The 24,460-nt window shown below is 39.4% G+C and carries 36 protein-coding genes; 4 read left to right on the plus strand and 32 right to left on the minus strand.

Annotated elements, in window-relative coordinates:
- Positions 1-3 precede the first annotated feature (3 nt).
- Genes ACOV1Q_RS14225 through ACOV1Q_RS14235 form a run of 3 tightly spaced genes read left to right on the plus strand, consistent with a single transcriptional unit; the run spans position 4 to position 1,903 of the window.
- Positions 4-432, plus strand: a complete 429-nt coding sequence (locus ACOV1Q_RS14225; protein WP_424495070.1) for a VOC family protein — start codon at positions 4-6, stop codon at positions 430-432.
- 16 nt (positions 433-448) lie between these two features.
- On the plus strand, positions 449-1,468 hold the full coding sequence (locus tag ACOV1Q_RS14230; protein WP_424495071.1) for an AI-2E family transporter: 1,020 nt from the start codon (positions 449-451) through the stop codon (positions 1,466-1,468).
- A 24-nt stretch (positions 1,469-1,492) separates the two neighbouring features.
- Positions 1,493-1,903, plus strand: a complete 411-nt coding sequence (locus ACOV1Q_RS14235; RefSeq protein ID WP_424495072.1) for a YkvA family protein — start codon at positions 1,493-1,495, stop codon at positions 1,901-1,903.
- Positions 1,904-1,980: 77 nt separating this feature from the next.
- Here the strand turns inward: ACOV1Q_RS14235 and ACOV1Q_RS14240 are convergent, their stop codons facing one another.
- The 5 genes from ACOV1Q_RS14240 to ACOV1Q_RS14260 form a co-directional block, all read right to left on the minus strand.
- Complete coding sequence (locus ACOV1Q_RS14240; RefSeq protein WP_424495073.1) at positions 1,981-2,868, minus strand: bifunctional 5,10-methylenetetrahydrofolate dehydrogenase/5,10-methenyltetrahydrofolate cyclohydrolase; 888 nt, start codon at positions 2,866-2,868, stop codon at positions 1,981-1,983.
- 39 nt (positions 2,869-2,907) lie between these two features.
- A complete protein-coding gene (locus tag ACOV1Q_RS14245; RefSeq protein WP_424495074.1) occupies positions 2,908-3,270 on the minus strand; it encodes a four helix bundle protein in 363 nt (120 codons plus the stop codon).
- 48 nt (positions 3,271-3,318) lie between these two features.
- Positions 3,319-4,647 (minus strand): signal recognition particle protein, encoded by a 1,329-nt coding sequence (gene ffh / locus ACOV1Q_RS14250; protein ID WP_424495075.1) that lies wholly within the window; start codon positions 4,645-4,647, stop codon positions 3,319-3,321.
- Positions 4,648-4,853: 206 nt separating this feature from the next.
- Positions 4,854-6,623, minus strand: coding sequence for an arginine--tRNA ligase (gene argS / locus ACOV1Q_RS14255; protein WP_424495076.1), 1,770 nt, complete (start codon positions 6,621-6,623; stop codon positions 4,854-4,856).
- Between the two features lie 125 nt (positions 6,624-6,748).
- The gene (locus ACOV1Q_RS14260; RefSeq protein WP_424495077.1) at positions 6,749-6,955 is read right to left on the minus strand and encodes a hypothetical protein; all 207 of its coding nucleotides are present in this window, start codon (positions 6,953-6,955) and stop codon (positions 6,749-6,751) included.
- A gap of 130 nt (positions 6,956-7,085) precedes the next feature.
- Between ACOV1Q_RS14260 and ACOV1Q_RS14265 the strand changes: the two genes are divergently transcribed.
- Positions 7,086-7,517, plus strand: a complete 432-nt coding sequence (locus ACOV1Q_RS14265; protein ID WP_424495078.1) for a hypothetical protein — start codon at positions 7,086-7,088, stop codon at positions 7,515-7,517.
- A 183-nt stretch (positions 7,518-7,700) separates the two neighbouring features.
- Here the strand turns inward: ACOV1Q_RS14265 and ctlX are convergent, their stop codons facing one another.
- From ctlX to rpsC, 27 genes are all read right to left on the minus strand, one after another.
- Positions 7,701-8,633 (minus strand): citrulline utilization hydrolase CtlX, encoded by a 933-nt coding sequence (ctlX, locus tag ACOV1Q_RS14270; protein WP_424495079.1) that lies wholly within the window; start codon positions 8,631-8,633, stop codon positions 7,701-7,703.
- Positions 8,634-8,641: 8 nt separating this feature from the next.
- Positions 8,642-9,553, minus strand: coding sequence for a dimethylarginine dimethylaminohydrolase family protein (locus ACOV1Q_RS14275; protein WP_424495080.1), 912 nt, complete (start codon positions 9,551-9,553; stop codon positions 8,642-8,644).
- 201 nt (positions 9,554-9,754) lie between these two features.
- A complete protein-coding gene (locus tag ACOV1Q_RS14280; protein ID WP_424495081.1) occupies positions 9,755-11,038 on the minus strand; it encodes a citrate synthase in 1,284 nt (427 codons plus the stop codon).
- Positions 11,039-11,226: 188 nt separating this feature from the next.
- Positions 11,227-12,516, minus strand: a complete 1,290-nt coding sequence (gene eno, locus ACOV1Q_RS14285) for a phosphopyruvate hydratase (protein WP_424495082.1) — start codon at positions 12,514-12,516, stop codon at positions 11,227-11,229.
- Between the two features lie 184 nt (positions 12,517-12,700).
- Positions 12,701-13,813, minus strand: a complete 1,113-nt coding sequence (gene carA / locus ACOV1Q_RS14290; RefSeq protein WP_424495083.1) for a glutamine-hydrolyzing carbamoyl-phosphate synthase small subunit — start codon at positions 13,811-13,813, stop codon at positions 12,701-12,703.
- A gap of 139 nt (positions 13,814-13,952) precedes the next feature.
- Positions 13,953-14,441: a 50S ribosomal protein L17 gene (gene rplQ, locus ACOV1Q_RS14295; RefSeq protein ID WP_424495084.1), complete on the minus strand. Its 489-nt coding sequence runs from the start codon at positions 14,439-14,441 to the stop codon at positions 13,953-13,955.
- A 99-nt stretch (positions 14,442-14,540) separates the two neighbouring features.
- Positions 14,541-15,533, minus strand: a complete 993-nt coding sequence (locus ACOV1Q_RS14300) for a DNA-directed RNA polymerase subunit alpha (RefSeq protein WP_424495085.1) — start codon at positions 15,531-15,533, stop codon at positions 14,541-14,543.
- 20 nt (positions 15,534-15,553) lie between these two features.
- Entirely contained in the window at positions 15,554-16,159 is a 606-nt protein-coding gene (rpsD, locus tag ACOV1Q_RS14305; protein ID WP_424495086.1) for a 30S ribosomal protein S4, read from the minus strand.
- An 88-nt stretch (positions 16,160-16,247) separates the two neighbouring features.
- Positions 16,248-16,643 carry a 30S ribosomal protein S11 gene (gene rpsK, locus ACOV1Q_RS14310; RefSeq protein WP_424495087.1) on the minus strand — a complete coding sequence of 132 codons (396 nt, stop codon included), beginning with the start codon at positions 16,641-16,643 and terminating at the stop codon, positions 16,248-16,250.
- Positions 16,644-16,651: 8 nt separating this feature from the next.
- On the minus strand, positions 16,652-17,026 hold the full coding sequence (rpsM, locus tag ACOV1Q_RS14315; protein ID WP_189604924.1) for a 30S ribosomal protein S13: 375 nt from the start codon (positions 17,024-17,026) through the stop codon (positions 16,652-16,654).
- 2 nt (positions 17,027-17,028) lie between these two features.
- A complete protein-coding gene (ykgO, locus tag ACOV1Q_RS14320) occupies positions 17,029-17,145 on the minus strand; it encodes a type B 50S ribosomal protein L36 (RefSeq protein ID WP_015361145.1) in 117 nt (38 codons plus the stop codon).
- Between the two features lie 5 nt (positions 17,146-17,150).
- Positions 17,151-17,366, minus strand: a complete 216-nt coding sequence (infA, locus tag ACOV1Q_RS14325; RefSeq protein ID WP_111127775.1) for a translation initiation factor IF-1 — start codon at positions 17,364-17,366, stop codon at positions 17,151-17,153.
- The gene (gene secY / locus ACOV1Q_RS14330; RefSeq protein ID WP_424495088.1) at positions 17,366-18,703 is read right to left on the minus strand and encodes a preprotein translocase subunit SecY; all 1,338 of its coding nucleotides are present in this window, start codon (positions 18,701-18,703) and stop codon (positions 17,366-17,368) included. The genes infA and secY overlap by 1 nt, the downstream gene beginning before the upstream one ends.
- Before the next feature lie 10 nt (positions 18,704-18,713).
- Positions 18,714-19,166, minus strand: a complete 453-nt coding sequence (rplO, locus tag ACOV1Q_RS14335) for a 50S ribosomal protein L15 (protein WP_424495089.1) — start codon at positions 19,164-19,166, stop codon at positions 18,714-18,716.
- Positions 19,167-19,175: 9 nt separating this feature from the next.
- On the minus strand, positions 19,176-19,358 hold the full coding sequence (gene rpmD, locus ACOV1Q_RS14340; protein ID WP_424495090.1) for a 50S ribosomal protein L30: 183 nt from the start codon (positions 19,356-19,358) through the stop codon (positions 19,176-19,178).
- A 10-nt stretch (positions 19,359-19,368) separates the two neighbouring features.
- Entirely contained in the window at positions 19,369-19,893 is a 525-nt protein-coding gene (rpsE, locus tag ACOV1Q_RS14345) for a 30S ribosomal protein S5 (protein ID WP_029037144.1), read from the minus strand.
- A 5-nt stretch (positions 19,894-19,898) separates the two neighbouring features.
- Positions 19,899-20,255 (minus strand): 50S ribosomal protein L18, encoded by a 357-nt coding sequence (rplR, locus tag ACOV1Q_RS14350; RefSeq protein WP_424495091.1) that lies wholly within the window; start codon positions 20,253-20,255, stop codon positions 19,899-19,901.
- A 12-nt stretch (positions 20,256-20,267) separates the two neighbouring features.
- Positions 20,268-20,810: a 50S ribosomal protein L6 gene (gene rplF, locus ACOV1Q_RS14355; protein ID WP_424495092.1), complete on the minus strand. Its 543-nt coding sequence runs from the start codon at positions 20,808-20,810 to the stop codon at positions 20,268-20,270.
- A 19-nt stretch (positions 20,811-20,829) separates the two neighbouring features.
- A complete protein-coding gene (gene rpsH / locus ACOV1Q_RS14360) occupies positions 20,830-21,228 on the minus strand; it encodes a 30S ribosomal protein S8 (RefSeq protein WP_424495093.1) in 399 nt (132 codons plus the stop codon).
- A gap of 65 nt (positions 21,229-21,293) precedes the next feature.
- Entirely contained in the window at positions 21,294-21,563 is a 270-nt protein-coding gene (rpsN, locus tag ACOV1Q_RS14365; protein ID WP_418336240.1) for a 30S ribosomal protein S14, read from the minus strand.
- A 2-nt stretch (positions 21,564-21,565) separates the two neighbouring features.
- The gene (gene rplE, locus ACOV1Q_RS14370) at positions 21,566-22,117 is read right to left on the minus strand and encodes a 50S ribosomal protein L5 (protein WP_424495094.1); all 552 of its coding nucleotides are present in this window, start codon (positions 22,115-22,117) and stop codon (positions 21,566-21,568) included.
- A 2-nt stretch (positions 22,118-22,119) separates the two neighbouring features.
- A complete protein-coding gene (rplX, locus tag ACOV1Q_RS14375) occupies positions 22,120-22,431 on the minus strand; it encodes a 50S ribosomal protein L24 (RefSeq protein ID WP_424495095.1) in 312 nt (103 codons plus the stop codon).
- 12 nt (positions 22,432-22,443) lie between these two features.
- The gene (rplN, locus tag ACOV1Q_RS14380) at positions 22,444-22,812 is read right to left on the minus strand and encodes a 50S ribosomal protein L14 (RefSeq protein WP_189604913.1); all 369 of its coding nucleotides are present in this window, start codon (positions 22,810-22,812) and stop codon (positions 22,444-22,446) included.
- Between the two features lie 3 nt (positions 22,813-22,815).
- Positions 22,816-23,073: a 30S ribosomal protein S17 gene (rpsQ, locus tag ACOV1Q_RS14385; RefSeq protein WP_424495096.1), complete on the minus strand. Its 258-nt coding sequence runs from the start codon at positions 23,071-23,073 to the stop codon at positions 22,816-22,818.
- A gap of 17 nt (positions 23,074-23,090) precedes the next feature.
- Complete coding sequence (gene rpmC / locus ACOV1Q_RS14390) at positions 23,091-23,282, minus strand: 50S ribosomal protein L29 (RefSeq protein WP_097056535.1); 192 nt, start codon at positions 23,280-23,282, stop codon at positions 23,091-23,093.
- A gap of 11 nt (positions 23,283-23,293) precedes the next feature.
- Positions 23,294-23,713, minus strand: a complete 420-nt coding sequence (gene rplP, locus ACOV1Q_RS14395) for a 50S ribosomal protein L16 (RefSeq protein ID WP_380740314.1) — start codon at positions 23,711-23,713, stop codon at positions 23,294-23,296.
- 19 nt (positions 23,714-23,732) lie between these two features.
- Positions 23,733-24,455, minus strand: a complete 723-nt coding sequence (rpsC, locus tag ACOV1Q_RS14400) for a 30S ribosomal protein S3 (protein WP_424495097.1) — start codon at positions 24,453-24,455, stop codon at positions 23,733-23,735.
- Positions 24,456-24,460: the final 5 nt, after the last annotated feature.

Here is a 24,460-nt window from a genome sequence, read left to right on the forward strand (position 1 = left end):
TTTATGCATAAAGTACAACCGTTTCATTTAGCCATTCCCGTGGACAACCTGGAAGAGGCAAGAGAATTTTACAGAGATACCTTGGGCTGCGAAGAAGGACGAAGCAGCGATCATTGGGTAGATTTCAACTTTTTTGGACATCAGTTTGTGATCCACTACAAAGAATCTTCTGGAAAAGAAGCTGAGAGAGGCAGCAATCCCGTTGACGGAAAAGACGTGCCAATCCCTCATTTTGGAGTGGTACTGGAATGGGATGTATTTCATAAATTCGCTGAAGAACTTCAGAAAAAGCAGGTTGCCTTCGTCATTGAGCCTTACATCAGGTTCAAAGGAAAAGTGGGTGAACAGGCAACCATGTTTTTTAAAGATCCTTGTGGAAATGCACTTGAGTTCAAGGCATTTAAAGACGAGAGTCAGTTATTTGCAAAGTAGCTTTAATTAAAAATAAATGGATAAATTAAAACCTTCACTGGTACGGCAGTTGTTCGTGCTTCTACTAATTCTTTTTTTACTGGTTTTAATTTTCCGCGAGATCATCCCATACCTCACGGGAGTTTTGGGTGCAATTACCTTGCACGTAATCTTGAGAAAATGGATGGACCGACTGGTAAAAAGGGGATGGAAAGCTCCTCTTGCGGCAGGTTTCCTAATATTTCTCTCTTTTGTGGGAATCCTTGTGCCGGTCACTCTCATCATTTTAATGCTGTCTTCCAAAATAGGAAAAGCCGTTGCAAATTCAGAAAGGGTGATTGCAGCTGTCAAGGAGCAAATGAACGCAGTGGAAACCTATATAGGTTATGACCTGAACAACAGCATAGATTCCTCGAGGGTCACTAACTGGATTTCAAGTAACCTGCAGGATCTTGGGGCTGGGACCTTTAATGCTTTTATCGCAATTGGTATCATGTATTTCATGCTGTACTACATGCTCCTAAACCGAAAAGAATTAAAAAGTATTCTTATTTCCTATATTCCGTTGGGAGAGCAAAATCTACAGGTCATTGGGCAGGAAGGCGATGAATCTGTAAAATCCAATGCACTGGGAATTCCTCTGGTGGCTTTTTTCCAAGGAATTGTTGCTTTAATTGGTTTTCTCATTGTTGGGGTACCCGATCCTTTCTTCTGGTTTGTGATCACGGCTATTGGAGCTATGGTTCCCTTTATTGGAACGAGTCTCGGAATTCTGCCTGTTGCCATTCTCCTTTTTTCCCAGGATATGAACTGGCAGGCGATATTCATCTTGATTTATGGATTTACCATCGTGGGGATCACAGATAATTTACTGAGGCTGTACATCCTTCAAAGGCTCTCAAGTGTTCATCCTTTGATCACCCTTTTTGGGGTAGTTGTAGGGGTGCCGCTCTTCGGGTTTATTGGTCTCATATTTGGCCCACTGCTTATCTCGTTGTTTTTGCTGATTTTAAAGATATACAAGCACGAATACGGAAATGAACAACACCGACTATAATTATTAATCTTAAAATAGAATGTTATGCTGAAAAATGTGAAAAAGAAAATAAACGAAGATTATGTAAACAGTGAGATCTCCAAATTTGATGATGGAGACCTTGATCTTGTCATGGACAATTCAAAGGAGATCAATAAGAAAATTTCAAAAGCTCCTTCCCTGAAGAAGTTTGCAGAACTGGGAAAACTTATGTTTGGAATGCTACAGGATTTCAGAAAAGGAGATTATACGAAAGTGCCGTGGTTTAGTATTGCTTCCGTTGGGATGGCATTATTATATATTTTAAACCCGATGGATGTGCTACCAGATTTTATTCCTGGCCTTGGATATGTCGATGATTTCCTAATCTTAACCATGATCCTACGCTTCGTTGAAACCGATCTACATGATTACCTGGACTGGAAGATCGATAAAAAGAAAAGAGGAATATTATAGACATTTACTTTAACCCCATAAAAAAAGCAGGATCGAAATTTTTCAATCCTGCTTTTTTGTTTGTCTTTCTATTTCACCTAATATGTGCCGGACCTGTGGTTTTCTCTGGCCAGCAAAGTGTTCTTTAAAAGCATTGCAATGGTCATAGGTCCTACTCCGCCAGGAACCGGGGTGATATAAGATACTTTTTTGCTCACATTTTCGAAATCCACATCGCCTGAAATATAATAACCTCTTTCCTCATTTTCATCAGGAACACGGGTGATTCCCACGTCTATAATTACGGCATCGTCTTTTACCATTTCAGCTTTAAGGAAATTTGGAATTCCTACAGCAATGATAATAATATCTGCCTGAGAAGTAATTTGCGTAATATTCTTTGTAAACTCATGCGTAAGAGTTACCGTAGAGTTTCCAGGGAATCCCTGTCGCCCCATAAGTATGCTCATTGGTCTTCCCACAATATAACTTCTCCCTATTACTACCGTGTGCTTTCCTTTCGTGGGAATATTATACCGCTCCAATAACTCCAAAATTCCAAAGGGAGTCGCCGGAATGAAAGAGGTCATATCCAATGACATTTTTCCGAAGTTGGTTGGATGGAAACCATCGACATCTTTATTAGGATCTACGGCTAAAAGCACTTTTTGAGTGTCTATTTGCGGAGGAAGCGGCAACTGAACAATGAATCCATCAATATGATCATTATTATTTAGTTCTTCAATCTTTTTTAATAGTTCCAGTTCGCTGGTGGTGGAGGACATTCTGTAAAGGGAAGATTCAAATCCTACCCTTTCGCAGGCCTTTACCTTGCTGGAAACGTAAGTAAGGCTTGCACCATCACTTCCTACAATTATTGCCGCAAGATGGGGAACTTTCTCCCCACGGTTTTTCATTTTTTGAACTTCTAAGGAAATTTCATCCTTAATTTCATTACTTAATTTCTTACCGTCGAGGATAGTCATCTCAGTGAGCAGTTTTTTAGTTGGCAGTTGGCAGTCCTTTTAAACCCCAAACTTACCCGGATTATTGATCATATAGTTCAGAAGTCTTCCCACTTCTTCACTTTGACGCTGTAAATTTAATTGTTCTTTTTCTGAAATATAATTGCAAGCTAAAGCAAAATCAATCCAAAGTTGAGTTTCGGAATTTTCACTATCAGCATCAGTCAACTTACTTTTAAAATGTTTTTCGTAACTTCTCTTTCGATAAGCCTCTGCAATAGCAGAACAGACTCCCCGTGAAGATCTGACTATCTGCGAAGACAAAACAAACTTTTCTTCTGCAGGAAAAGTTTTAGAAACCTGAAAAACCTTCATCGCCAAATCAAAAGCTTTCTGGTAGGCAAGTAAAGATTTAAAACCCATTTATCATTTTTTGACTGAAGACTGAAAAACTAGAATACTGGTTACTTCCTACTGCATCCCCTTCATCATCTGCATCATCTTACGGCCGCCGCCGCCCTGCATCATCTTCATCATCTTGCTCATTTGGTTGAACTGCTTCAGCAACTGATTCACCTGTTGAACAGAAGTCCCTGATCCTTTTCCAATTCTCTTTTTCCTGCTCGCATTTATCAGGGATGGCTTTGACCTTTCTTCCGGAGTCATGGAATGAATAATGGCTTCAATATGTTTAAAGGCGTCGTCATCAATATCTACATCCTTCAACATTTTCCCTGCTCCGGGGATCATTCCCATAAGATCTTTCATAGATCCCATTTTCTTGATTTGTTGTAACTGACTTAGGAAATCATCAAATCCAAATTCATTCTTGGCAATTTTCTTCTGAAGCTTTCTCGCCTCCTCTTCATCATACTGCTCCTGCGCTCTCTCCACAAGAGACACCACATCTCCCATTCCCAAAATACGGTCTGCCATACGTGAAGGATAGAAAACATCTATCGCATCCATTTTTTCACCTGTACCAATAAATTTGATAGGCTTGTTCACTACAGATTTAATGGAAATCGCAGCTCCACCACGAGTATCACCATCAAGTTTTGTAAGGATCACCCCATCAAAATTTAAGCGCTCATTAAAGGCCTTTGCAGTATTTACAGCATCCTGACCTGTCATGGAATCCACTACGAAAAGAGTTTCCTGTGGATCGATGGCCTGACGAATATTCGCAATCTCGGTCATCATCGTTTCATCAATAGCTAAACGACCTGCGGTATCAATGATCACAACATTATGTCCGTTGGCTTTTGCATGAGCAATAGCTGCTTTTGAAATCGCTACCGGATCCTGATTTCCTTCATCACTAAAAACCTCAACACCAATCTGGTCTCCAACAACATGCAGCTGATTGATCGCTGCAGGACGATACACGTCACAAGCTACCAGTAAAGGATTTTTTGTCTTCTTTGTTTTAAGATAATTTGCAAGTTTTCCCGAAAAAGTAGTTTTACCACTTCCCTGCAGACCAGACATTAGAATCACTGATGGATTTCCGGAAAGGTTCACACCTTCAGCATCGCCTCCCATTAATTCTGTCAACTCGTCTTTCACGAGTTTAACCATTAATTGCCCCGGTTTTAACGCATTAAGAACGTTTTGCCCCATCGCCTTTTCCTTTACCACATTGGTAAATTCTTTGGCAATTTTATAGTTAACATCTGCATCTACCAGCGCTCTTCGTACTTCCTTGAGTGTTTCGGCCACGTTTACCTCGGTAATTTGACCATGACCTTTCAATACATGTAAGGCACTATCTAACTTGTCACTTAAACTATCAAACATAATGTTCTCTTATTTATTAAAATCCTGCCTTTTAGGGCGGGAAGTTGCAAATTTAATGATTTGATGCCGAAGTGAAAACATTTTTCCTTTCCACTTCTACTTTAAAATTTTCAATTTTCTTCAGGATTTCCCTCTTGAATACCTTTCCCGAAAGATGTCTCAAAAATGTCATTTTTGGATGCTTATATTCTTCGGGTTTAAAGAGTTTACATTCTCTCAGGCACCTGGATTCCCAGTAAGGCAAAAGAAGATCGTATCACTTCGCCCACCATTTTTGCCAGTTGCACGCGGAATCTCTTTTCGGTTTCGTCCTCGGTTCCCAAAATAGTTACGTTCTGGTAAAAAGAATTGAACTCCTTCACCAGGTCGTAGGTATAGTTGGCAATCACCGCCGGACTATGATTTTCGGCTGCTGCGGAAATAGTTTCAGGATAAAGCTGCAGCTGCTTGATCAATTCCTTTTCCTTATCATTTAATTTATATTCGGAAATTTCTCCCTCATAATCAAAATCGGCTTTTCTTAAAATCGACTGGATACGCGCGTAGGTGTATTGAATAAAAGGACCTGTATTTCCCTGGAAATCTACAGATTCTTCAGGATTGAACAAGATCCGTTTTCTTGGATCTACTTTAAGGATATAATATTTAAGTGCGCCCAGCCCAATGATCCTGTACAACTCTTGCTTTTCTTCCTCGGAATATCCATCTAGCTTGCCGAGTTCTTCAGAAATCTTCTGTGCAGTTTCAGTCATTTCCTCTATAAGATCATCGGCATCAACCACGGTTCCTTCACGGCTTTTCATTTTTCCGCTGGGTAGGTCCACCATTCCGTAGCTAAGGTGGTATAGATTATTCGCCCATTCATAGCCAAGTTTCTTCAGGATCAAAAAGAGCACTTTGAAGTGATAATCCTGTTCATTCCCCACGGTATAAACCATTCCGTTAATGGCAAAATCCTGCACCCGCTGAATGGCTGTACCAATATCCTGCGTCATATAGACGGCAGTACCATCGCTCCTTAGAACTATCTTTTCATCAAGGCCTTCTTTCGTAAGGTCAATCCAGACGCTGCCGTCATCTTTTTTATAGAAAACACCTTTTTCAAGACCTTCGGCAACAATATTTTTTCCGAGGAGGTAGGTTTCACTCTCGTAATAATTCTTATCAAAATCGACTCCCAGTTTGTCATAGGTTTTTTCAAAACCATCGTACACCCAGCGGTTCATGGTCGACCAAAGCTGGACGATTTCTTCATCGCCTGCTTCCCATTTTCTAAGCATATCCTGCGCCTCTAGCAGTACAGGTGCCTGTGCTTTTGCCTCTTCCTCGGTCTTTCCCTGCGCTTTTAAGTCTGCGATTTCCTGCTTGTAAACCTGGTCGAATTTCACGTAATAATTCCCTACCAGTTTATCTCCTTTTACACCGGCCGTTTCGGGAGTTTCTCCGTTACCGTAGCGCTTCCAGGCCAGCATGGATTTACAAATGTGAATTCCGCGGTCATTGATGATCTGGGTTTTATAAACTTCTTTTCCTGCAGCTTTTAAAATTTCGGCTACCGAATATCCTAAAAGGTTATTTCTGATATGTCCCAGGTGCAAAGGTTTATTTGTATTGGGGGAAGAATATTCCACCATGATGGATTCCCCGTCGGGTGCTGTTATTCCGAAGTTTATGTCGTTTTTCGATTTTCCGAAGAAATCCAGATAATAACGATCATCCAGAACAATATTCAGGAATCCCTGGACAACATTGTATTTGCTAATCGCATCGTTTTTCTCCACAAGGTAACTTCCTATAGCTTCGCCTAGCTGCACCGGATTGGTCTTTACCTGCCGCAACATGGGAAAGGTTACAAGGGTAATATCGCCCTCAAAATCCTTGCGGGTTGGCTGAAATTCGATTTGTTCAATTTCAACATCGTATTTATTTTTGACAGCTTCTTTTACTCCTGCTGAAAGTATGCTTTGGATAGACATTTATTGCTGGATTTGATTTGAATTCTTCTATAGCCTGCAAAGATAATAGAAATAAGCCTTTTGATTGCCGTGTTTGACCTAAATGAAGAAAGGAACGGAACAACAGAAGTGTCAAAAATGACATTTTACCTGCCTTTTCTGAAGGCTAGCCCGGCAAGAATCATCAGGAATCCGAAGACGACCATGGCGTATGCCTGCGTGTGGTTACCCTGTACTTCTGCTCTTACGGGACCATCATTTAGTGAAAAACCAGGCGTAAGGATGGTGTAGCCGCCATATAAAATTACAATTACACCAATCAGGATTAAAACAATCTTCAGAAATCTATACAAAAAATCTCATTTTTGGATGATTTGGAAAAAGTACAAAATATTCCCTGTAAAGAACAGCTGCAGGATTACAAAGTGCAAATCAATTTAAACAAATCTCTGCAATTGTTTTATCTTTATAAAAAAGCACTTTATGCTCCTGAATATTTCCCATGATTATTCCGAAAAAAAGTCAAAGATAGACGCTGAAGTAGGGAAAACATTTACACTTGAAGAGCGCCAGAAATGGAATGGCATAAGTCACCAGAATATTCCTATCACTGCTGCAAGCATTGACATTTACAACATCTTAACGGTAAACCAACAGGAAAACAACTGCAGCATAGAAATGCGGCCGAACGGTGTAATTTTGAGTTTTCGAAGCATGCAGGAGACATACGCGCTGGTAATCCCCAATTATAAACTGAAGATCTACAAGGGAAAAGCAGAAGAATATTCGTTCTACAAAGATCAACACTTTATAAAAATATGGGCGGGAGCAGGAGATCCTGCCATTCATAAGTTCATCAAAAAGATCATCAAAAATAAGTCAGACAACGCCCCAACCCGCGTCGATGATCTTTAGCCAAAAAACAGTATCGAAAAAAAATGGAGACCCCGCGGATTAAAGAAGATCTAAGTCCGCTAAAAGGTTATGATGTCTACTTTGATAAAAGGTATTACTATTGAGGGAAACTGAAACAGACAATGTACTAGAAAAAGTTCAATAAAAAAGCCCTTTTCAGGGCTTATAAATGAAGTTCTTTTTCTACTTCCTCGGCAGAAAAATTTCGGCCATCATACAGCGTGCACTTCCGCCACCACAGGTCTCGATGGTTTCAAGATCACTGCTTAAAATCTCACAATGTTTTTCAATGGCGGCCACTTGCATTTCGGTAAGACTTTGCCTTGCATCTTCACTCATCACCAGATACTTTCTACCTTCAGATCCCTGGACCTGTAGCATATTACCAGCATAATGATGCATTTGCGCCTCTGTAATTTTAATAATTTCCTTACCATCTTCTTTTAGATGCTTCACCACATTCTTGCGTTCCTTGGAGTCATCGATACTATCCAGACAAATTACCGCGAAATTCTCTGCAAGGCACATCATTACATTGGTGTGATAAATAGGAAGCCGCATTCCATCAACATCCTGATATGCTGTGAAAATAACCGGTGTAAAATGAAAATCTTCGCAAAATTCTATAAGCAGGTCTTCATTTGCACGTGGTGATAATGCACAGTAGGCTTTTTCATTCACCCGGTCAAGTAAAAGGCTGCCGGTAGATTCCAGAAAAACATCTTCCTCCTCGGCATCGGTATAATCTATGACATCTTCTATATGATAACCTTCTTCTTCGATTTTTTCAAAGATCTCGGCACGGCGTTCCCTTCTTCTGTTTTCTGCAAAAATAGGATAGATTGCGGCTGTACCGTCTTCATGGAAAGAAACCCAATTATTTGGAAAAATCGAATCTGGCGTATCAAGATTTTTATCATCATCTACCACCAAAACGTTCACACCTACAGACTTTAACTTCTCAACAAAAGCATCAAATTCCTGTTGTGCTTTTAAATTGATCTGTTCATTATCCAGCTGTAATCCTTCCTGAAAAAAGTTATTGACGGCCGTTTGCTCGTTCATTCTAAAAGCAACCGGCCGAACCATTAAAATTGTATCTGTAATTTGTTTCATTAAATTGTTTAATCTCTTATTAATGGTAGGGTTGAGCACCTTAACAGGCCTTCCTGTTTGGCTATTTCAGCATAAGGCACTTCTTCTACCGTAATTCCATTCTCACGTAACCAGGTGTTAAGCCTAACAAATTTCTTTTCAGAAATCACCACATCTTCGGCTATGGAAAAAACGTTCGAATACATATTGTACATTTCTTCTCGTTCTATCTCAAAAACATTTTCCTTGCCAAAGTAATTGATCAACCATTCATATTCGCTTACATTGAGGAATCCACCTTTATAAATAATAGCCTTATTTTTTCCAACCGGCTGGAAACAACAATCAAGGTGCAAAGCATTGTCCCTTGGTTCAATATTAGATTTTCTCAGATCAAAAGTTTTTACCGTTTTTTGTGGGAAGATCGCTGCAATTGCTTCCACGGCTTTTAGGTTGGTCCTGGCAGTAACATATTCAGGATAATCTTTACCATAATAAGTGCCGATAAAAATGTACTCATTGTGCACCATAACATCTCCTCCTTCTGCGTGGGCTTCTTCGGGCAGCGTGATAACATTTTCAGGATTTATTTCATTAATGACATGACGTATGGCTTCTATCTCCTTCTCCCTGTCTGGAAGAATGTTTGCTTTTATAAACTTGTCTTCAATTACAAAGGCAATATCACGTGTAAAAATCTGATTATAATTTTCAAGAACTTTAGGCCTGTACACCTTAACATCATATTTCTCCAAAACCTTGCCAACCGCTTCAATTTCAGCAATCATATCCTCCTCTTTAGGATAGGTCCCAGCCATGATATGTTCCCTGCTTTTTGGGTCATATGTCTCGGTAAGCTCGGGGGTACCACCGGTACTTTCTGCAGTTCCCAACACAACTGCTCTTAACCGGGAGGTTTCGTTTTTTACATTCAGTTTCATAGCGCCTAAAATTTGTGCAAATATAAAAAAAGCTTCATAGTAACTATGAAGCTTTTCATTTGGTGAAAAAAGATTTCTATCTGTTCTCGATATCTTTAAATTTCCTGTGAGTTTCACCAATGTAAACCTGTCTTGGTCGACCAATTGGTTCCTTGCGCATGCGCATTTCTCTCCATTGAGCAATCCAACCCNAAAAGATTTCTATCTGTTCTCGATATCTTTAAATTTCCTGTGAGTTTCACCAATGTAAACCTGTCTTGGTCGACCAATTGGTTCCTTGCGCATGCGCATTTCTCTCCATTGAGCAATCCAACCCGGCAAACGACCAACGGCAAACATCACAGTAAACATTTCTGTTGGAATTCCCATTGCACGGTAAATAATTCCTGAATAGAAATCTACGTTAGGATACAATTTTCTTTCTACAAAATATTGATCTTCCAAAGCGGCTTTTTCAAGACCTTTAGCAATCTCCAAAATAGGGTCTTCAACCCCAAGCTGCCCTAATACTTCATCTGCTGCTTTCTTAATAATCTTTGCCCGCGGATCGAAATTCTTATAAACTCTGTGACCAAAGCCCATTAATCTAAATGGATCTTCTTTATCTTTTGCTTTAGCGATAAATTTAGAAGTATCTCCACCGTCAGCTTTAATCTCCTCAAGCATTTCAATTACTGCCTGGTTTGCTCCACCATGAAGCGGCCCCCAAAGTGCAGAAACACCTGCAGAAATGGAAGCAAAAAGTCCGGCGTGCGAAGAACCTACGATGCGAACGGTTGAAGTAGAGCAGTTTTGCTCATGATCTGCATGAAGAATAAGCAATTTATCAAGTGCATTTACTACAGTTTTATTCTGCTTATAGTTTTTCCCTTCCTTCTGAAACATCATTTTCAAAAGACTTTCTACATATCCTATGTTCGTATCCTTATTGTAAAGGGTCTGATTATTTTTTCTTCGTAACGTCCACGCGGCCAATACCGGGAATTTGGCTAGAATCTTTACGATCGCCCTGTACATATCCTCTTCAGACTCCACATTAACAGATTTAGGATTAAATGCTGTCAATGCACTTGTCAATGAAGAAAGAACTCCCATTGGATGGGCAGATTCAGGAAAACCGTTCAGGACGGTCTTCATATCCTCATTTACAATGCTCTGATCAAGAATATCTGTATTGAATTTTTGCAGCTGAGATTTGCTTGGAAGCTCCCCGAAAATAAGCAGGTAACATACCTCTAAAAAATCGGCTTTTTCAGCCAGTTCCTCTATGGAATATCCTCTGTATCTCAGGATTCCTTTCTCTCCATCCAGGAAGGTAATTGCACTTTCACAAGCACCTGTATTCTTATATCCGGGATCTAAGGTAATGGCACCACTTTGACCACGCAATTGCTTGATATCAATAGCAAGTTCATTTTCAGTTCCAACAACAACAGGGAATTCATACTTTTTCCCTTCTATCTCTATAGTAGCTACTTTTGACATATTTTTATATAACTTTTCGTGAATTATTTTTAGGATTGCTAATTTACGAAATTCTCTGCTAATTTACCGTCAAACGCTGCATTCCTTTGATTCAAAAATGGTGTTTTGAGCAAGAATTCTTCTAAAAACAAAGAATCCCCTAAAGAACATTTTCTAAAGGGGATAAGATTTAGAAGTTATTAACTTTCCTACTTCAGCTTAAAGGCTTTTTCCTGAGGATAATAAGCTACAGAACCAAGTTCTTCCTCTATACGCAATAACTGATTGTATTTCGCCATCCTGTCACTTCTCGAAGCAGAACCTGTTTTGATTTGCCCGGTGTTCAACGCAACAGCAAGATCAGCAATGGTATTATCTTCCGTTTCGCCAGAGCGGTGAGACATTACAGAAGTATATCCCGCATTGTGTGCCATATTTACGGCGGCAATGGTTTCAGTTAAAGTTCCAATCTGGTTTACTTTAATAAGAATAGAATTCGCGATCTTATTCTCAATACCTTTGGAAAGTCTCTCCACATTGGTCACGAAAAGATCATCCCCAACGAGTTGCACCTTATTCTTACTCTTTTCGGTTAAATATTTCCAGCCGTCCCAGTCATTTTCATCCATTCCATCTTCAATGGAAATAATTGGATATTTTTCGGCAAGGCTTACCAGGTAATCTGCCTGTTCTTCACTGCTTCTCACCTGCCCTTTATCACCTTCAAATTTGGTGTAGTCATACTTCCCATTTTCGTAGAATTCGGCCGCAGCACAATCAAGTGCAATCATTATTTCTTCTCCAGGCTTATAACCTGCGTTTTCAATAGATTGAAGAATAGTATCCAAGGCATCTTCTGTCCCATCCAACGTTGGTGCAAAACCACCTTCATCTCCTACGGCAGTACTTAAACCTCTTTTATGAAGCACTTTTTTAAGATTATGGAATATTTCAGTTCCCATTTTCAAGGCTTCGGAAAAATTCTCTGCTTTTACCGGCATCACCATAAATTCCTGAAATGCAATAGGAGCATCACTGTGAGAACCACCATTTATGATGTTCATCATTGGCACCGGAAGTGTATTTGCACTCACTCCACCAATGTAACGGTAAAGCGGCATATTCAGTTCGTTGGCAGCTGCCTTTGCAACAGCAAGAGAAACTCCTAAAATGGCATTAGCGCCCAACTTTGATTTATTTGGAGTACCATCTAATTCAATCATGGTTTGATCGATCAAATTTTGATCAAATACTGAAGATCCCAAAAGTTCCTCTGCGATAATGTCATTCACATTTTCTACTGCTTTAGAAACCCCTTTCCCCATGTAATCGTCTCCGCCGTCTCTCAATTCGACTGCTTCATGTTCTCCTGTTGATGCTCCTGAAGGAACTGCTGCCCTTCCCAATACGCCGTTTTCGGTAATTACATCTACTTCTACCGTAGGATTTCCTCTGGAGTCAAAAATTTGACGTGCGTGAACGTTGATTATGATACTCATAGTAACTTTTGTTGATTAAATTATATAATTAGCAAGATACAAATACAGGTCGAAAAAAACGAGCAAAAATGCCATTTTAGAGGCTTCTATTGCGAAAAATTCACTTAATCGTTTTCGGAAGGAAAGCAATTAATATCTCAAAATAAAGAGACCCGAAAATGTCATTTTCGGGTCTCTTTCTGTACTAAACTTTTTCCTTAATGAGATTGTGAATGAATTCATCAAAAAGATAATGGGCATCATTTGGCCCCGGACTTGCTTCTGGGTGATATTGCACTGAGAAACATTTCTTATTGTTCATCCTTATTCCTGCCACTGTGTGATCATTTAAATGAGTATGGGTGACTTTGACATTTGAGTGGGATTCTGTTTCTTCCTTGTTCACAGAAAACCCATGATTTTGGGAAGTAATCTCCCCTTTTCCGGTTTCCAGGTTTAAGATTGGATGATTGATCCCCCTATGCCCGTGGTGCATTTTATAAGTGGAAATTCCATTGGCCAGAGCTATGATTTGGTGGCCCAGGCATATTCCGAAGAGCGGTTTGTCCTCTTCCATAATATCTTTTGCCAGCTGAATCGCATTTTTAAGAGGTGCAGGATCTCCAGGGCCATTGGACAGCAAATATCCGTGAGGATTCCACTTTTTCATCTCTTCAAAAGTAGTATCATAAGGAAAAACTTTACAGTAAACATTCCTTTTTGCGAGATGCTTTAGGATGTTCCTTTTAACTCCCACATCCAGCACGGCTACTTTATACTCTGCATCTTCACTTCCGAAGAAATAAGGCTCTTTGGTCGACACTTTAGAAGCCAGTTCAAGACCGTCCATGTCTGACACTTCCGCAAGCTCTTTTTTGAGACGTTCAATATCATCAACTTCGGTTGTGATCACGGCGTTCATGGCACCATTTTCCCGGATGTAGGTAACCAATGCCCTGGTGTCTACATCTGATATTGCAAAAAGATTGCTTTTACTTAGAAAATCCTGAAGAGACATATCGGCTGCATGTCTGGAATGATAATAGCTGAAATTTTTACAGATAAGGCCTGAGATTTGCGCTGTATCTGCTTCTTCTTCGTTTTCATTGGTACCATAATTCCCAATATGGGCATTGGTAGTGACCATAATTTGCCCAAAGTATGAAGGGTCTGTAAAAATCTCCTGATACCCTGTCATACCGGTATTGAAACAAACTTCTCCAAAGGCTTTACCTTCTTGGTTTCCCACTGCTCTACCATGGAAGATGGTTCCATCTGCCAGCAGAACAATTGCTTTTTTTCTGGTTTGATATTTCATAAGATTCTATCCTGCAATACGAGTTGCAATTTACAGGTTTTCAATTTTTAGATTGTCCTAATTTGCTGAAAAAGATATATAAAAAAAGGATAAGCTGTTAATGCTTATCCTTTTTAAAAAATATCGAAAAAAGATCATTTTATTCCTCTTTCTTTTCTTCTTTATTGTTCTCAGAAGCTTCGGGTGCTGCCTGGGCAGTATCTGTAGCTTTCTTTCTACCAGCTCTACGAGTCGATTTTTTCTTCTCTGGCTTGTTTACGTTGTAAATCTCGTTATAATCAACTAATTCGATCAATGCCATATCTGCATTATCTCCCAGACGATTACCCAGCTTAATGATCCTGGTATATCCTCCCGGACGATCTCCTACTTTAGGCGCTACTTCACGAAATAATTCAGAAAGAGCGTTTTTGTCACGCAATTTACTAAATACGATTCTTCTGTTGTGAGTAGTGTCCTCTTTAGATTTCGTCATTAAAGGCTCTACAAACTGCTTCAAAGCTTTCGCTTTTGCCACAGTTGTATTGATACGTTTATGTTCAATTAGGGAACAGGCCATATTGGCTAACATAGCCGAACGGTGGGCTGTTTTTCTTCCTAAGTGGTTTATTTTTTTTCCGTGTCTCATGACATTTTTTGTTTCATCATCTTGCTACAACCCATTTTGAGGAGCAAACTATGATGGTTTTTATATTAGAGATATTAACCATTGCAGATAAACCTGCAACTAGTCTTTATCAAGTTTATATTTTGAAAGATCCATTCCGAAGTTTAAACCTTTGTTGTTCACCAGCTCTTCAAGCTCGGTGAGGGATTTTTTCCCAAAGTTTCTAAACTTCATCAAATCATTCTTATTGTAAGATACCAGATCTCCAAGAGTATCAACTTCTGCCGCTTTCAAACAGTTCAAAGCTCTTACCGAAAGATCCATATCTACCAGTTTGGTTTTAAGCAACTGACGCATATGAAGAGATTCCTCATCATAAGTCTCTGTTTGAGCGATCTCGTCTGCCTCCAAAGTAATGCGTTCATCAGAGAACAACATAAAGTGGTGAATCAAAGTTTTAGCCGCTTCAGTCAAAGCATCTTTCGGGTGGATTGAACCGTCTGTGCTGATTTCGAAAACCAATTTTTCATAATCGGTCTTTTGCTCAACACGGTAGTTTTCAATAGAGTATTTTACGTTCTTTATTGGAGTATAAATAGAATCTGTATAGATCGTTCCAAGAGGTGCGTTGGCTTTCTTGTTCTCTTCAGCAGGAACATAACCTCTACCCTTTTCTACGGTAACTTCCATATTAAGATTCACCTTTTTATCCATATTGCAAATAACCAACTCAGGATTAAGGATCTGGAATCCAGAAATAAATTTTTGAAAATGCCCGGCAGTAAGCTGGTCTTCTCCTGTAACAGAAATTGTAACGGCTTCATTGTCTATTTCATCAATTTGCCTTTTAAACCTGATTTGTTTCAGGTTCAAAATAATTTCTGTTACATCTTCCACAACCCCAGGGATTGTTGAAAACTCATGATCTACCCCTTCCATACGTACCGAAGTGATCGCGAATCCTTCAAGTGAAGATAACAGTACTCTTCTTAAAGCGTTACCAACGGTCAATCCATACCCAGGTTCCAAAGGACGAAATTCAAATTTCCCTTCGAAATCGGTAGAATCAATCATTATAACTTTATCGGGCTTCTGAAAATTTAATATTGCCATATTACGACTTCTGTCAATTATTATTTCGAATATAATTCGACGATGAATTGTTCATTTATATTTTCCGGAATCTGAACTCTTCCAGGTACAGAAACATATGTTCCCTGTTTGGTCTCATTGTTCCAGGTAATCCACTCATAAACACTGCTGCTGTTAGATAGTGATTCCTGAATAGCAGTCAAGGATTTTGACTTTTCTCTCACACCTACAACATCTCCAGCTTTTAACTGGTAAGAAGGAATATTTACCAATTCACCATTTACAGTAATATGCCTGTGAGAAACCAATTGTCTTGCTCCTCTTCTCGATGGTGAAATACCCATTCTGTAAACAACGTTGTCTAAACGTGATTCACATAATTGTAAAAGTACTTCCCCGGTAATACCCTGTGCACTTGTCGCTTTTTCAAACATGTTTCTGAATTGCCGCTCTAAGATACCATAAGTATATTTCGCTTTTTGCTTCTCCATCAACTGGATAGCATATTCAGATTTTTTTCCACGACGACGGTTATTACCATGTTGTCCCGGAGGATAATTTCTTTTTTCAAAAGATTTGTCATCTCCGAAAATAGCTTCACCGAATTTACGGGCTATTTTAGTCTTAGGACCAGTATATCTTGCCATTTAAAATTTGATTATAAGAAAGCGATCAGGAATTAAGGTCTCTGTCCTTCGCAGATCTTTTTGCTTTCCTTGTTATACTTATTATTAATTAAACTCTACGTCTTTTAGGAGGACGACATCCATTGTGTGGTAGTGGAGTAACATCAATGATCTCAGTTACTTCAATTCCTGCATTGTGAAGAGAACGAATAGCAGATTCTCTACCGTTACCTGGTCCTTTCACGAATACTTTTACTTTACGCAAACCAGCTTCGTGAGCTACTTTAGACGCATCTTCTGCAGCCAACTGGGCAGCGTAAGGAGTGTTTTTCTTAGATCCTCTAAAACCCATTTTACCGGCAGACGACCAGGAGATAACATCACCTTTCTTATTGGTTAATGAAACGATAATGTTGTTGAAAGAAGCAGTAACATGCGCCTCTCCAATAGACTCAACATTAACCTTACGTTTCTTTTGAGTTGCTTTTGTTTTTGCTTTTGCCATCCTACTTATTATTTAGTTGCTTTCTTCTTGTTTGCAACTGTTTTTCTTCTTCCTTTTCTGGTTCTGGAGTTATTTTTAGTCCTTTGTCCTCTCAACGGTAGTCCCGCTCTGTGACGAATTCCTCTATAACTTCCAATATCCATTAAACGTTTAATGCTCAACTGAACTTCTGAACGTAGTTCACCTTCAATTTTGTAGCCGCCTACCGCTTCACGAATTCTCCCGATTTCATCATCGTTCCAATCTGAAACTTTTTTGCCTTCCTCAACATTGGCTTCCTGAAGGATCTCTTGCGCCCTGCTCTTTCCAATTCCGAAGATATAGGTCAATGCTATAACGCCTCGCTTTTGTTTTGGTATATCAACACCTGCAATTCTAGCCATAACTACCCTTGTCTTTGTTTAAATTTTGGATTCTTTTTGTTTATTACGTACAGTCTGCCTTTTCTTCGAACAATTTTGCAGTCGGCACTTCTTTTTTTAATTGATGCTCTAACTTTCATAGTTATTAGTATCTGTAAGTTATTCGAGCCTTCGATAAATCGTAAGGGCTCATTTCTAATTTCACTTTGTCCCCGGGTAACAACTTAATGTAATGCATACGCATCTTTCCCGAAATATGTGCAGTCACAATGTGACCATTTTCTAATTCTACCCGGAACATTGCGTTAGACAATGCTTCAACAATTGTTCCGTCCTGTTCTATCGCCGGTTGTTTTGCCATTATGCTACTGCTTTTCTGTTTTTACCGGTTTTCATCAATCCATCATAGTGTCTATTGAGCAGGTAAGAATTCACCTGTTGCATAGTATCTATTGCAACTCCAACCATAATTAATAACGAAGTACCTCCAAAGAACAACGCCCAACCCTGTTGTACACCCAACAAGGAAACAATAATCGCAGGGAACACTGCTATTAATGCTAAGAAAACTGACCCAGGAAGGGTAATTTGAGACATAATCCTATCTAGAAAATCAGCTGTTTCAGACCCTGGACGAATCCCAGGTATAAAACCGCCACTTCGTTTTAAATCATCTGCCATTTTATTAGTAGGCACTGTAATCGCGGTGTAAAAGTACGTAAAAATTATAATTAACAACGCAAAGACTAAATTGTACCAGAAACCGAATATATCACTAAAGGCAGCAGTCACTCCCTGCGCAGTTTCAGATTCTGAAAGTCCGGCAACTGCGGCAGGAATGAACATAATTGCCTGTGCAAAAATTATAGGCATTACTCCCGAAGCATTCAACTTCAAAGGTATATATTGTCTAGATCCAAACACATTCTTCTCATATCCGCCAGAGGCTGTTCGCCTAGCGTATTGCACGGGGATACGTCTTACTGCCATCACCAACATTACAGATGCAAGAATAATTGCAAACCAAATCACCAACTCGATAAGTATCATAATAGCACCACCGTTTGACTCAAGCACTCTGGAAGCAAATTCCTGAATGAAAGCCTGCGGCAAAGTCGCGATGATACCTACCATAATCAATAAAGAGATACCATTCCCAATGCCTTTATCAGTGATCTTTTCCCCCAGCCACATCGCAAAGATGGTACCAGTTACAAGAATGATTACAGAAGAAACAACAAATGTCACACCGTTCCCTAGCAAGAATGCACTTGAAGGTAACGTGGCAAAGAGGTTGTAAATGTATCCAGGACCCTGAACTAAGGTAATTGCGATGGTTAACCATCGAGTGATTTGATTTATTTTTCTCCTACCGCTCTCTCCTTCTTTTTGCAATTTTTGAAGATACGGAACAGCAATACCCATTAACTGCACCACAATAGAAGCAGAGATATAAGGCATAATTCCCAACGCGAATACAGAAGCATTAGAAAATGCTCCTCCCGTAAAGGCATTAAGAAGACCTAAAAGACCTCCATCTGTTTGTGTGGCCAGATTGGACAATTGAGATGCATCGATTCCCGGAAGCACAACCTGAGCTCCAAATCGATATACCAATAATAAACCAAGGGTCACTAAAATTCGATTTTTTAGCTCCTCAATTTTCCAGATATTCTTTATTGTATTGATGAATTTCATTGTTTATCTATTATAAAGTAACAGCTTCACCACCAGCAGCTTCTATAGCTTGCTTTGCTGAGGCAGTAAATTTATGAACAGATATTTTCAACTTAGCCTTCAATTCACCTCTTCCTAATATCTTAACTAATTCGTTCTTACGAGCTAATCCATTTTCCACCAATACGTCCATATCAACAGTATCGGTAATTCGACCTGCGTCTACCAATGATTGAAGAACATCCAGATTTACACCTTGATATTCTTTTCTGTTGATATTAGTAAAGCCAAATTTAGGAACTCGTCTTTGAAGCGGCATTTGCCCACCTTCAAATCCTATTTTCCTGGAGTAACCAGATCGTGATTTGGCACCTTTGTGACCACGGGTAGCAGTTCCGCCTTTCCCTGATCCTTCTCCACGCCCAACACGCTTACTGTTACTTTGAACTGAACCTTTTGCAGGTTTTAAGTTACTTAAATCCATGTGAATTTATTATTTTGTTTCCTCAGAGGAAACCAAGTGTTTAACTTTATTTACCATACCAAGGATGTTTGGCGTATTCTCGTGCTCCACAACCTGTCCTATCTTCTTTAGGCCAAGTGCTTCTAAAGTACGTTTTTGGTTTTGAGTGCGTTTAATCGCGCTTTTTACCTGAGTTACTTTTATTTTTCCCATTTTCCTTGTATTATCCTTTAAAAACCTTTTCAAGCGAGATCCCGCGCTGCTTAGCAACAGTTTCTGCACTTCTCAATTGCAGTAAAGCATCAAAAGTAGCCTTTACCACGTTATGTGGGTTTGATGATCCCTGGTTCTTTGAAAGTACATCATGTACTCCAACAGATTCCAGTACCGCACGTATAGCACCACCAGCAATAACTCCGGTACCTGGTGCTGCCGGCAATAGCATCACTCTAGCACCACCATATTTCCCTTTTTGCTCGTGTGGTAAAGTACCCTTATTCAAAGGAATACGAACCAGGTTTTTCTTTGCGTCTTCCACTGCCTTAGAAATAGCATCTGCCACCTCTTTAGACTTTCCTAACCCGTGGCCTACAACACCATTTTCATCACCAACCACTACAATAGCAGAAAAGCCAAATGCTCTACCACCTTTAGTAACCTTAGTAACACGTTGTACACCTACCAAACGATCTTTTAATTCAAGTCCACCTGGCTTTACAAGTTCTACGTTTTTATAATCCTGATACATATCTTCTAGAATTTAAGTCCTCCTTCGCGAGCACCTTCTGCTAATGATTTAACTCTACCGTGGTATAGGTAACCGCTTCTATCAAAGGAAATGGTTTCTATTCCGGCTTTCAAAGCTTTTTCAGCAATAGCTTTACCAACTAAGGCTGCCTGCTCTTTCTTGTTTCCTTCTGCTGAAGTAACATCCTTATCTCTTGAGGAAGCGGCTACCAATGTTTTACCATCTACATCATTCACTATCTGAGCATAAATTTCTTTATTACTTCTAAATACTGATAATCTAGGACGCACATCAGTTCCGGTGATATCCCTACGGATTCTCTTCCTGATCTTATTTCTTCTATCTTGTTTTGACACTGACATAATCTAAACTTATTAAGCTGATTTACCTGCTTTTCTTCTTAATTGCTCTCCTTTGAACTTAATTCCCTTTCCTTTGTAAGGTTCAGGAGCTCGGAAAGATCGAATTTTCGCAGCAACCTGGCCTACCAACTGCTTATCGTATGAAGTCAATTTCACGATTGGGTTTTTACCCTTTTCAGAAATTGTTTCTACTTTAACTTCCGGAGCCAAATCTAATATAATGTTATGAGAGAACCCAACTGCAAGATCTAATTTTTGACCCTGGTTTGAAGCCCTGTAACCTACACCTACTAATTCCAGCTCTTTTGTATAGCCTGTAGCCACACCTTCGATCATGTTATTGATCAAAGCACGGTACAACCCGTGTTTAGCTTTAAGATCTTTTTTATCTGAAGAACGCTCAAAAGTTATTACTCTGTCCTCGATCTTCATATCGATGTCTTCAATTTTCTGAGTAAGCTCTCCAAATTTTCCTTTTACCGTAACAACTCCATCGTTTAGGTCTACTGTAACACCTTCAGGAATTGTGATTGGATTTTTACCTATTCTTGACATTTCTTTTCGTCTTTAAATATTAGTAAACGTAGCACAATACCTCGCCACCAACTTTTTCCTGTTGTGCCTGCTTCCCAGTCATCACTCCGTGAGAAGTTGAGACGATAGCAATCCCTAATCCATTAAGGATTCTTGGGAGCTCATTGGCGCCGGCGTACTTACGCAAACCAGGTTTACTTATTCGTTGAATTTTCTTTATCACAGAATCTTTAGTGACTTTGTCATACTTAAGAGCGATCTTAATAGTTCCCTGAGCGGTACTATCATCAAACTTATAACTAAGAATGTATCCCTGATCAAATAAAATTTTTGTGATCTCCTTTTTAAGATTAGAAGCCGGTATCTCTACAACTCTGTGACTGGCAGCAACCGCATTTCTAATTCTTGTCAAATAATCTGCAATAGGATCTGTATTCATCTATTTCAATTTGCGGAAGTGGTTTTCCCTAGCAATTACAGGGAACCTTCCTCCAATTTATAATTTTACCAACTAGCCTTCTTAACACCAGGAATTAATCCATTGTTCGCCATTTCCCTAAAAGTAACACGGGAGATACCAAACTGTCTCATATACCCTCTAGGCCTACCGGTTAATTTACAACGGTTGTGCAAACGTACCGGAGATGAGTTCTTTGGTAATTTCTGTAATGCTTCATAATCACCAGCTTCTTTTAAAGCCTTGCGCTTTTCAGCATACTTATCTACCAATTTTTGTCTCTTCACCTCACGGGCTTTCATTGATTCTTTAGCCATACTTATTGCTTTTTAAAAGGTAATCCTAGTTCGGTTAATAGCGATTTCGCTTCTTTATCTGTATTAGCGGTAGTAACAAATGTAATGTCCATACCATTGATACGATTTACTTTATCGATATCAATTTCAGGAAAAATAATTTGCTCAGTAACACCAAGGTTATAATTCCCTCTACCGTCAAACCCCGTAGCTTTGATTCCATTAAAATCACGTACACGCGGAAGCGCTGAAGTAATTAATCGATCCAAAAACTCGTACATTCTTTCTCCTCTTAAGGTAACTTTTGCCCCAATTGGCATTCCTTTACGAAGTTTGAAAGAAGCAACATCCTTCTTAGATATGGTCGCTACCGCTTTTTGACCTGTAATAGCTGTTAATTCATCTACTGCATGATCAATAAGTTTCTTGTCTGCAACAGCTGCACCAACGCCACGGCTCAAAACTATCTTTTCAAGTTTTGGAACTTCCATTACGTTAGAGTAGCTGAATTCTTCTGTAAGAGAAGAGATAATTCTCTCTTTATACTCTTGCTTAAGTCTTGGTACGTACGCCATAACTAAATTACTTCATTGGATTTTTTGGAAAACCTTACTTTCTTATCGTTTTCTTCCCTATATCCTACCCTGGTGGTTTCACCATTTTTATCAATCAATGACAGGTTGGAAATATGGATTGGGGCTTCCTTCTTTTTTATTCCACCTTGCGGGTTTGCGGCACTTGGTTTCTCATGTTTCGAAACTTCGTTCACACCTTCCACAATGGCTTTGTTCTTATCCAAAAGAACCTGTTGTACTTTACCTTCTTGACCTTTATGATCTCCAGCAATAACACGAACAGTATCTCCTGTTTTTATTCTAAGCTTTCTCATTTTTTCTCTGTATTAAAGCACTTCCGGTGCCAATGATACAATCTTCATGAACTGCTTATCACGAAGTTCACGTGCTACAGGACCAAAAACACGTGTTCCTCTCATTTCCCCGGTTGGATTCAAAAGGACACATGCGTTATCATCAAAACGGATATACGATCCGTCTGGTCTGCGCACCTCTTTCTTGGTACGAACAACAACTGCTGTCGAAACCGCACCTTTTTTAACGTTACCGTTAGGTGTAGCTTCTTTAACACTGACAACTATCTTGTCTCCAACAGAAGCGTATCTTCTATTTGTACCGCCCAATACGCGAATCACTAAAACTTCTTTAGCTCCGGTATTGTCTGCTACTCTTAATCTAGACTCTTGTTGTACCATTTTTTACTTCGCTCTTTCAATTATTTCTACTAATCTCCAACATTTGGATTTACTTAGAGGCCTTGTTTCCATGATCCTCACAGTATCTCCTTCGTTGCAGTCGTTTGTTTCGTCGTGTGCCACATATTTTTTCGTCTTCAAAACGAATTTTCCATACATGGGGTGTTTTACTTTTTTAGTTTCAGAAACCACAATTGATTTCGTCATCTTATTACTGGTAACAACACCTATACGTTCTTTTCTTAAGTTTCTTTTTTCCATTTTCAGCAGAATAACACTTATTGTTGTTCTCTTTTAGTTAACTCTGTAGCAATACGCGCTATAGATCTTCTTACAGTTCGTAACTGTATCGGGTTCTCTAATGGCGATACTGCGTGAGCCATTTTCAAATCGGAATATGCTTTCCTTGATTTTCCAAGTTCTTCCTGTAATTCTGCTACAGACAATTCTCTTACTTCTGATTGTTTCATAACGTCTCTAATTAAGCTTGATAATCTCTAGCTACAATGAACTTAGTTTTAACAGGTAGTTTTTGAGCCGCAAGACGCAATGCCTCTTTCGCAACATCAAATGGTACTCCTCCTATTTCGAAAAGAATCCTTCCAGGTTTTACAACTGCTGCCCAATATTCAACGGCACCCTTACCTTTACCCATACGTACTTCAAGAGGCTTTTTTGTAATAGGCTTGTCTGGAAATATTTTAATCCATAACGATCCTTCCCTCTTCATATAACGGGTAGCAGCAATACGCGCTGCCTCTATTTGTCTTGCAGTCACAAAATTCGAATCTAATGACTTGATTCCAAAAGTTCCATTTGAAAGTCTATGCCCCCTTTGTGCATTTCCTTTCATGCGGCCCTTTTGCATTTTGCGATATTTTGTTCTTTTAGGCTGTAACATTTTTCTTTACTTTAAAAAATTACTTTCTACGACGTGATTTGTTAGCACCACCTCGTCCGGCTCCGGTTTTTCCTCCTTGTTTTTTGGACATGCCAACAAGTGGAGAAAGTTCTCTTTTACCGTAAACCTCACCTTTCATGATCCATACTTTTACACCCAGTCTACCATAAGTAGTGTGTGCCTCAACCAAAGCATAATCAATATCGGCTCTAAAAGTCGACAAAGGAATACGTCCATCTTTATAACCTTCTGAACGCGCCATTTCAGCACCGTTCAAACGACCTGAAATTTCCACTTTAATACCTTCAGCATTCATCCTCATTGCAGCCGCAATAGCCATCTTAATTGCACGACGGTAAGAGATACGATTCTCAATTTGTCTTGCTATACTTGAACCCACTAAATGAGCATCAAGTTCAGGCCTTTTGATTTCGAAGATGTTAATCTGAACTTCCTTGTCGGTAATTTTCTTAAGCTCCTCTTTAAGCTTGTCTACCTCCTGTCCACCTTTCCCAATAATAATACCAGGACGGGCAGTGGTGATAGTAACGGTTACAAGCTTAAGCGTACGCTCAATAATTACTCTTGATACACTCGCTTTTGATAAACGAGCATGGATGTATTTTCTAATCTTATCGTCTTCAGCGATCTTATCACCGTAGTCATTTCCTCCGTACCAGTTGGATTCCCATCCTCTAATGATACCAAGACGATTCCCGATTGGATTTGTTTTCTGTCCCATACTCT

The organism is Salinimicrobium maris (genome assembly GCF_049680855.1).
Lineage (GTDB): Bacteria > Bacteroidota > Bacteroidia > Flavobacteriales > Flavobacteriaceae > Salinimicrobium.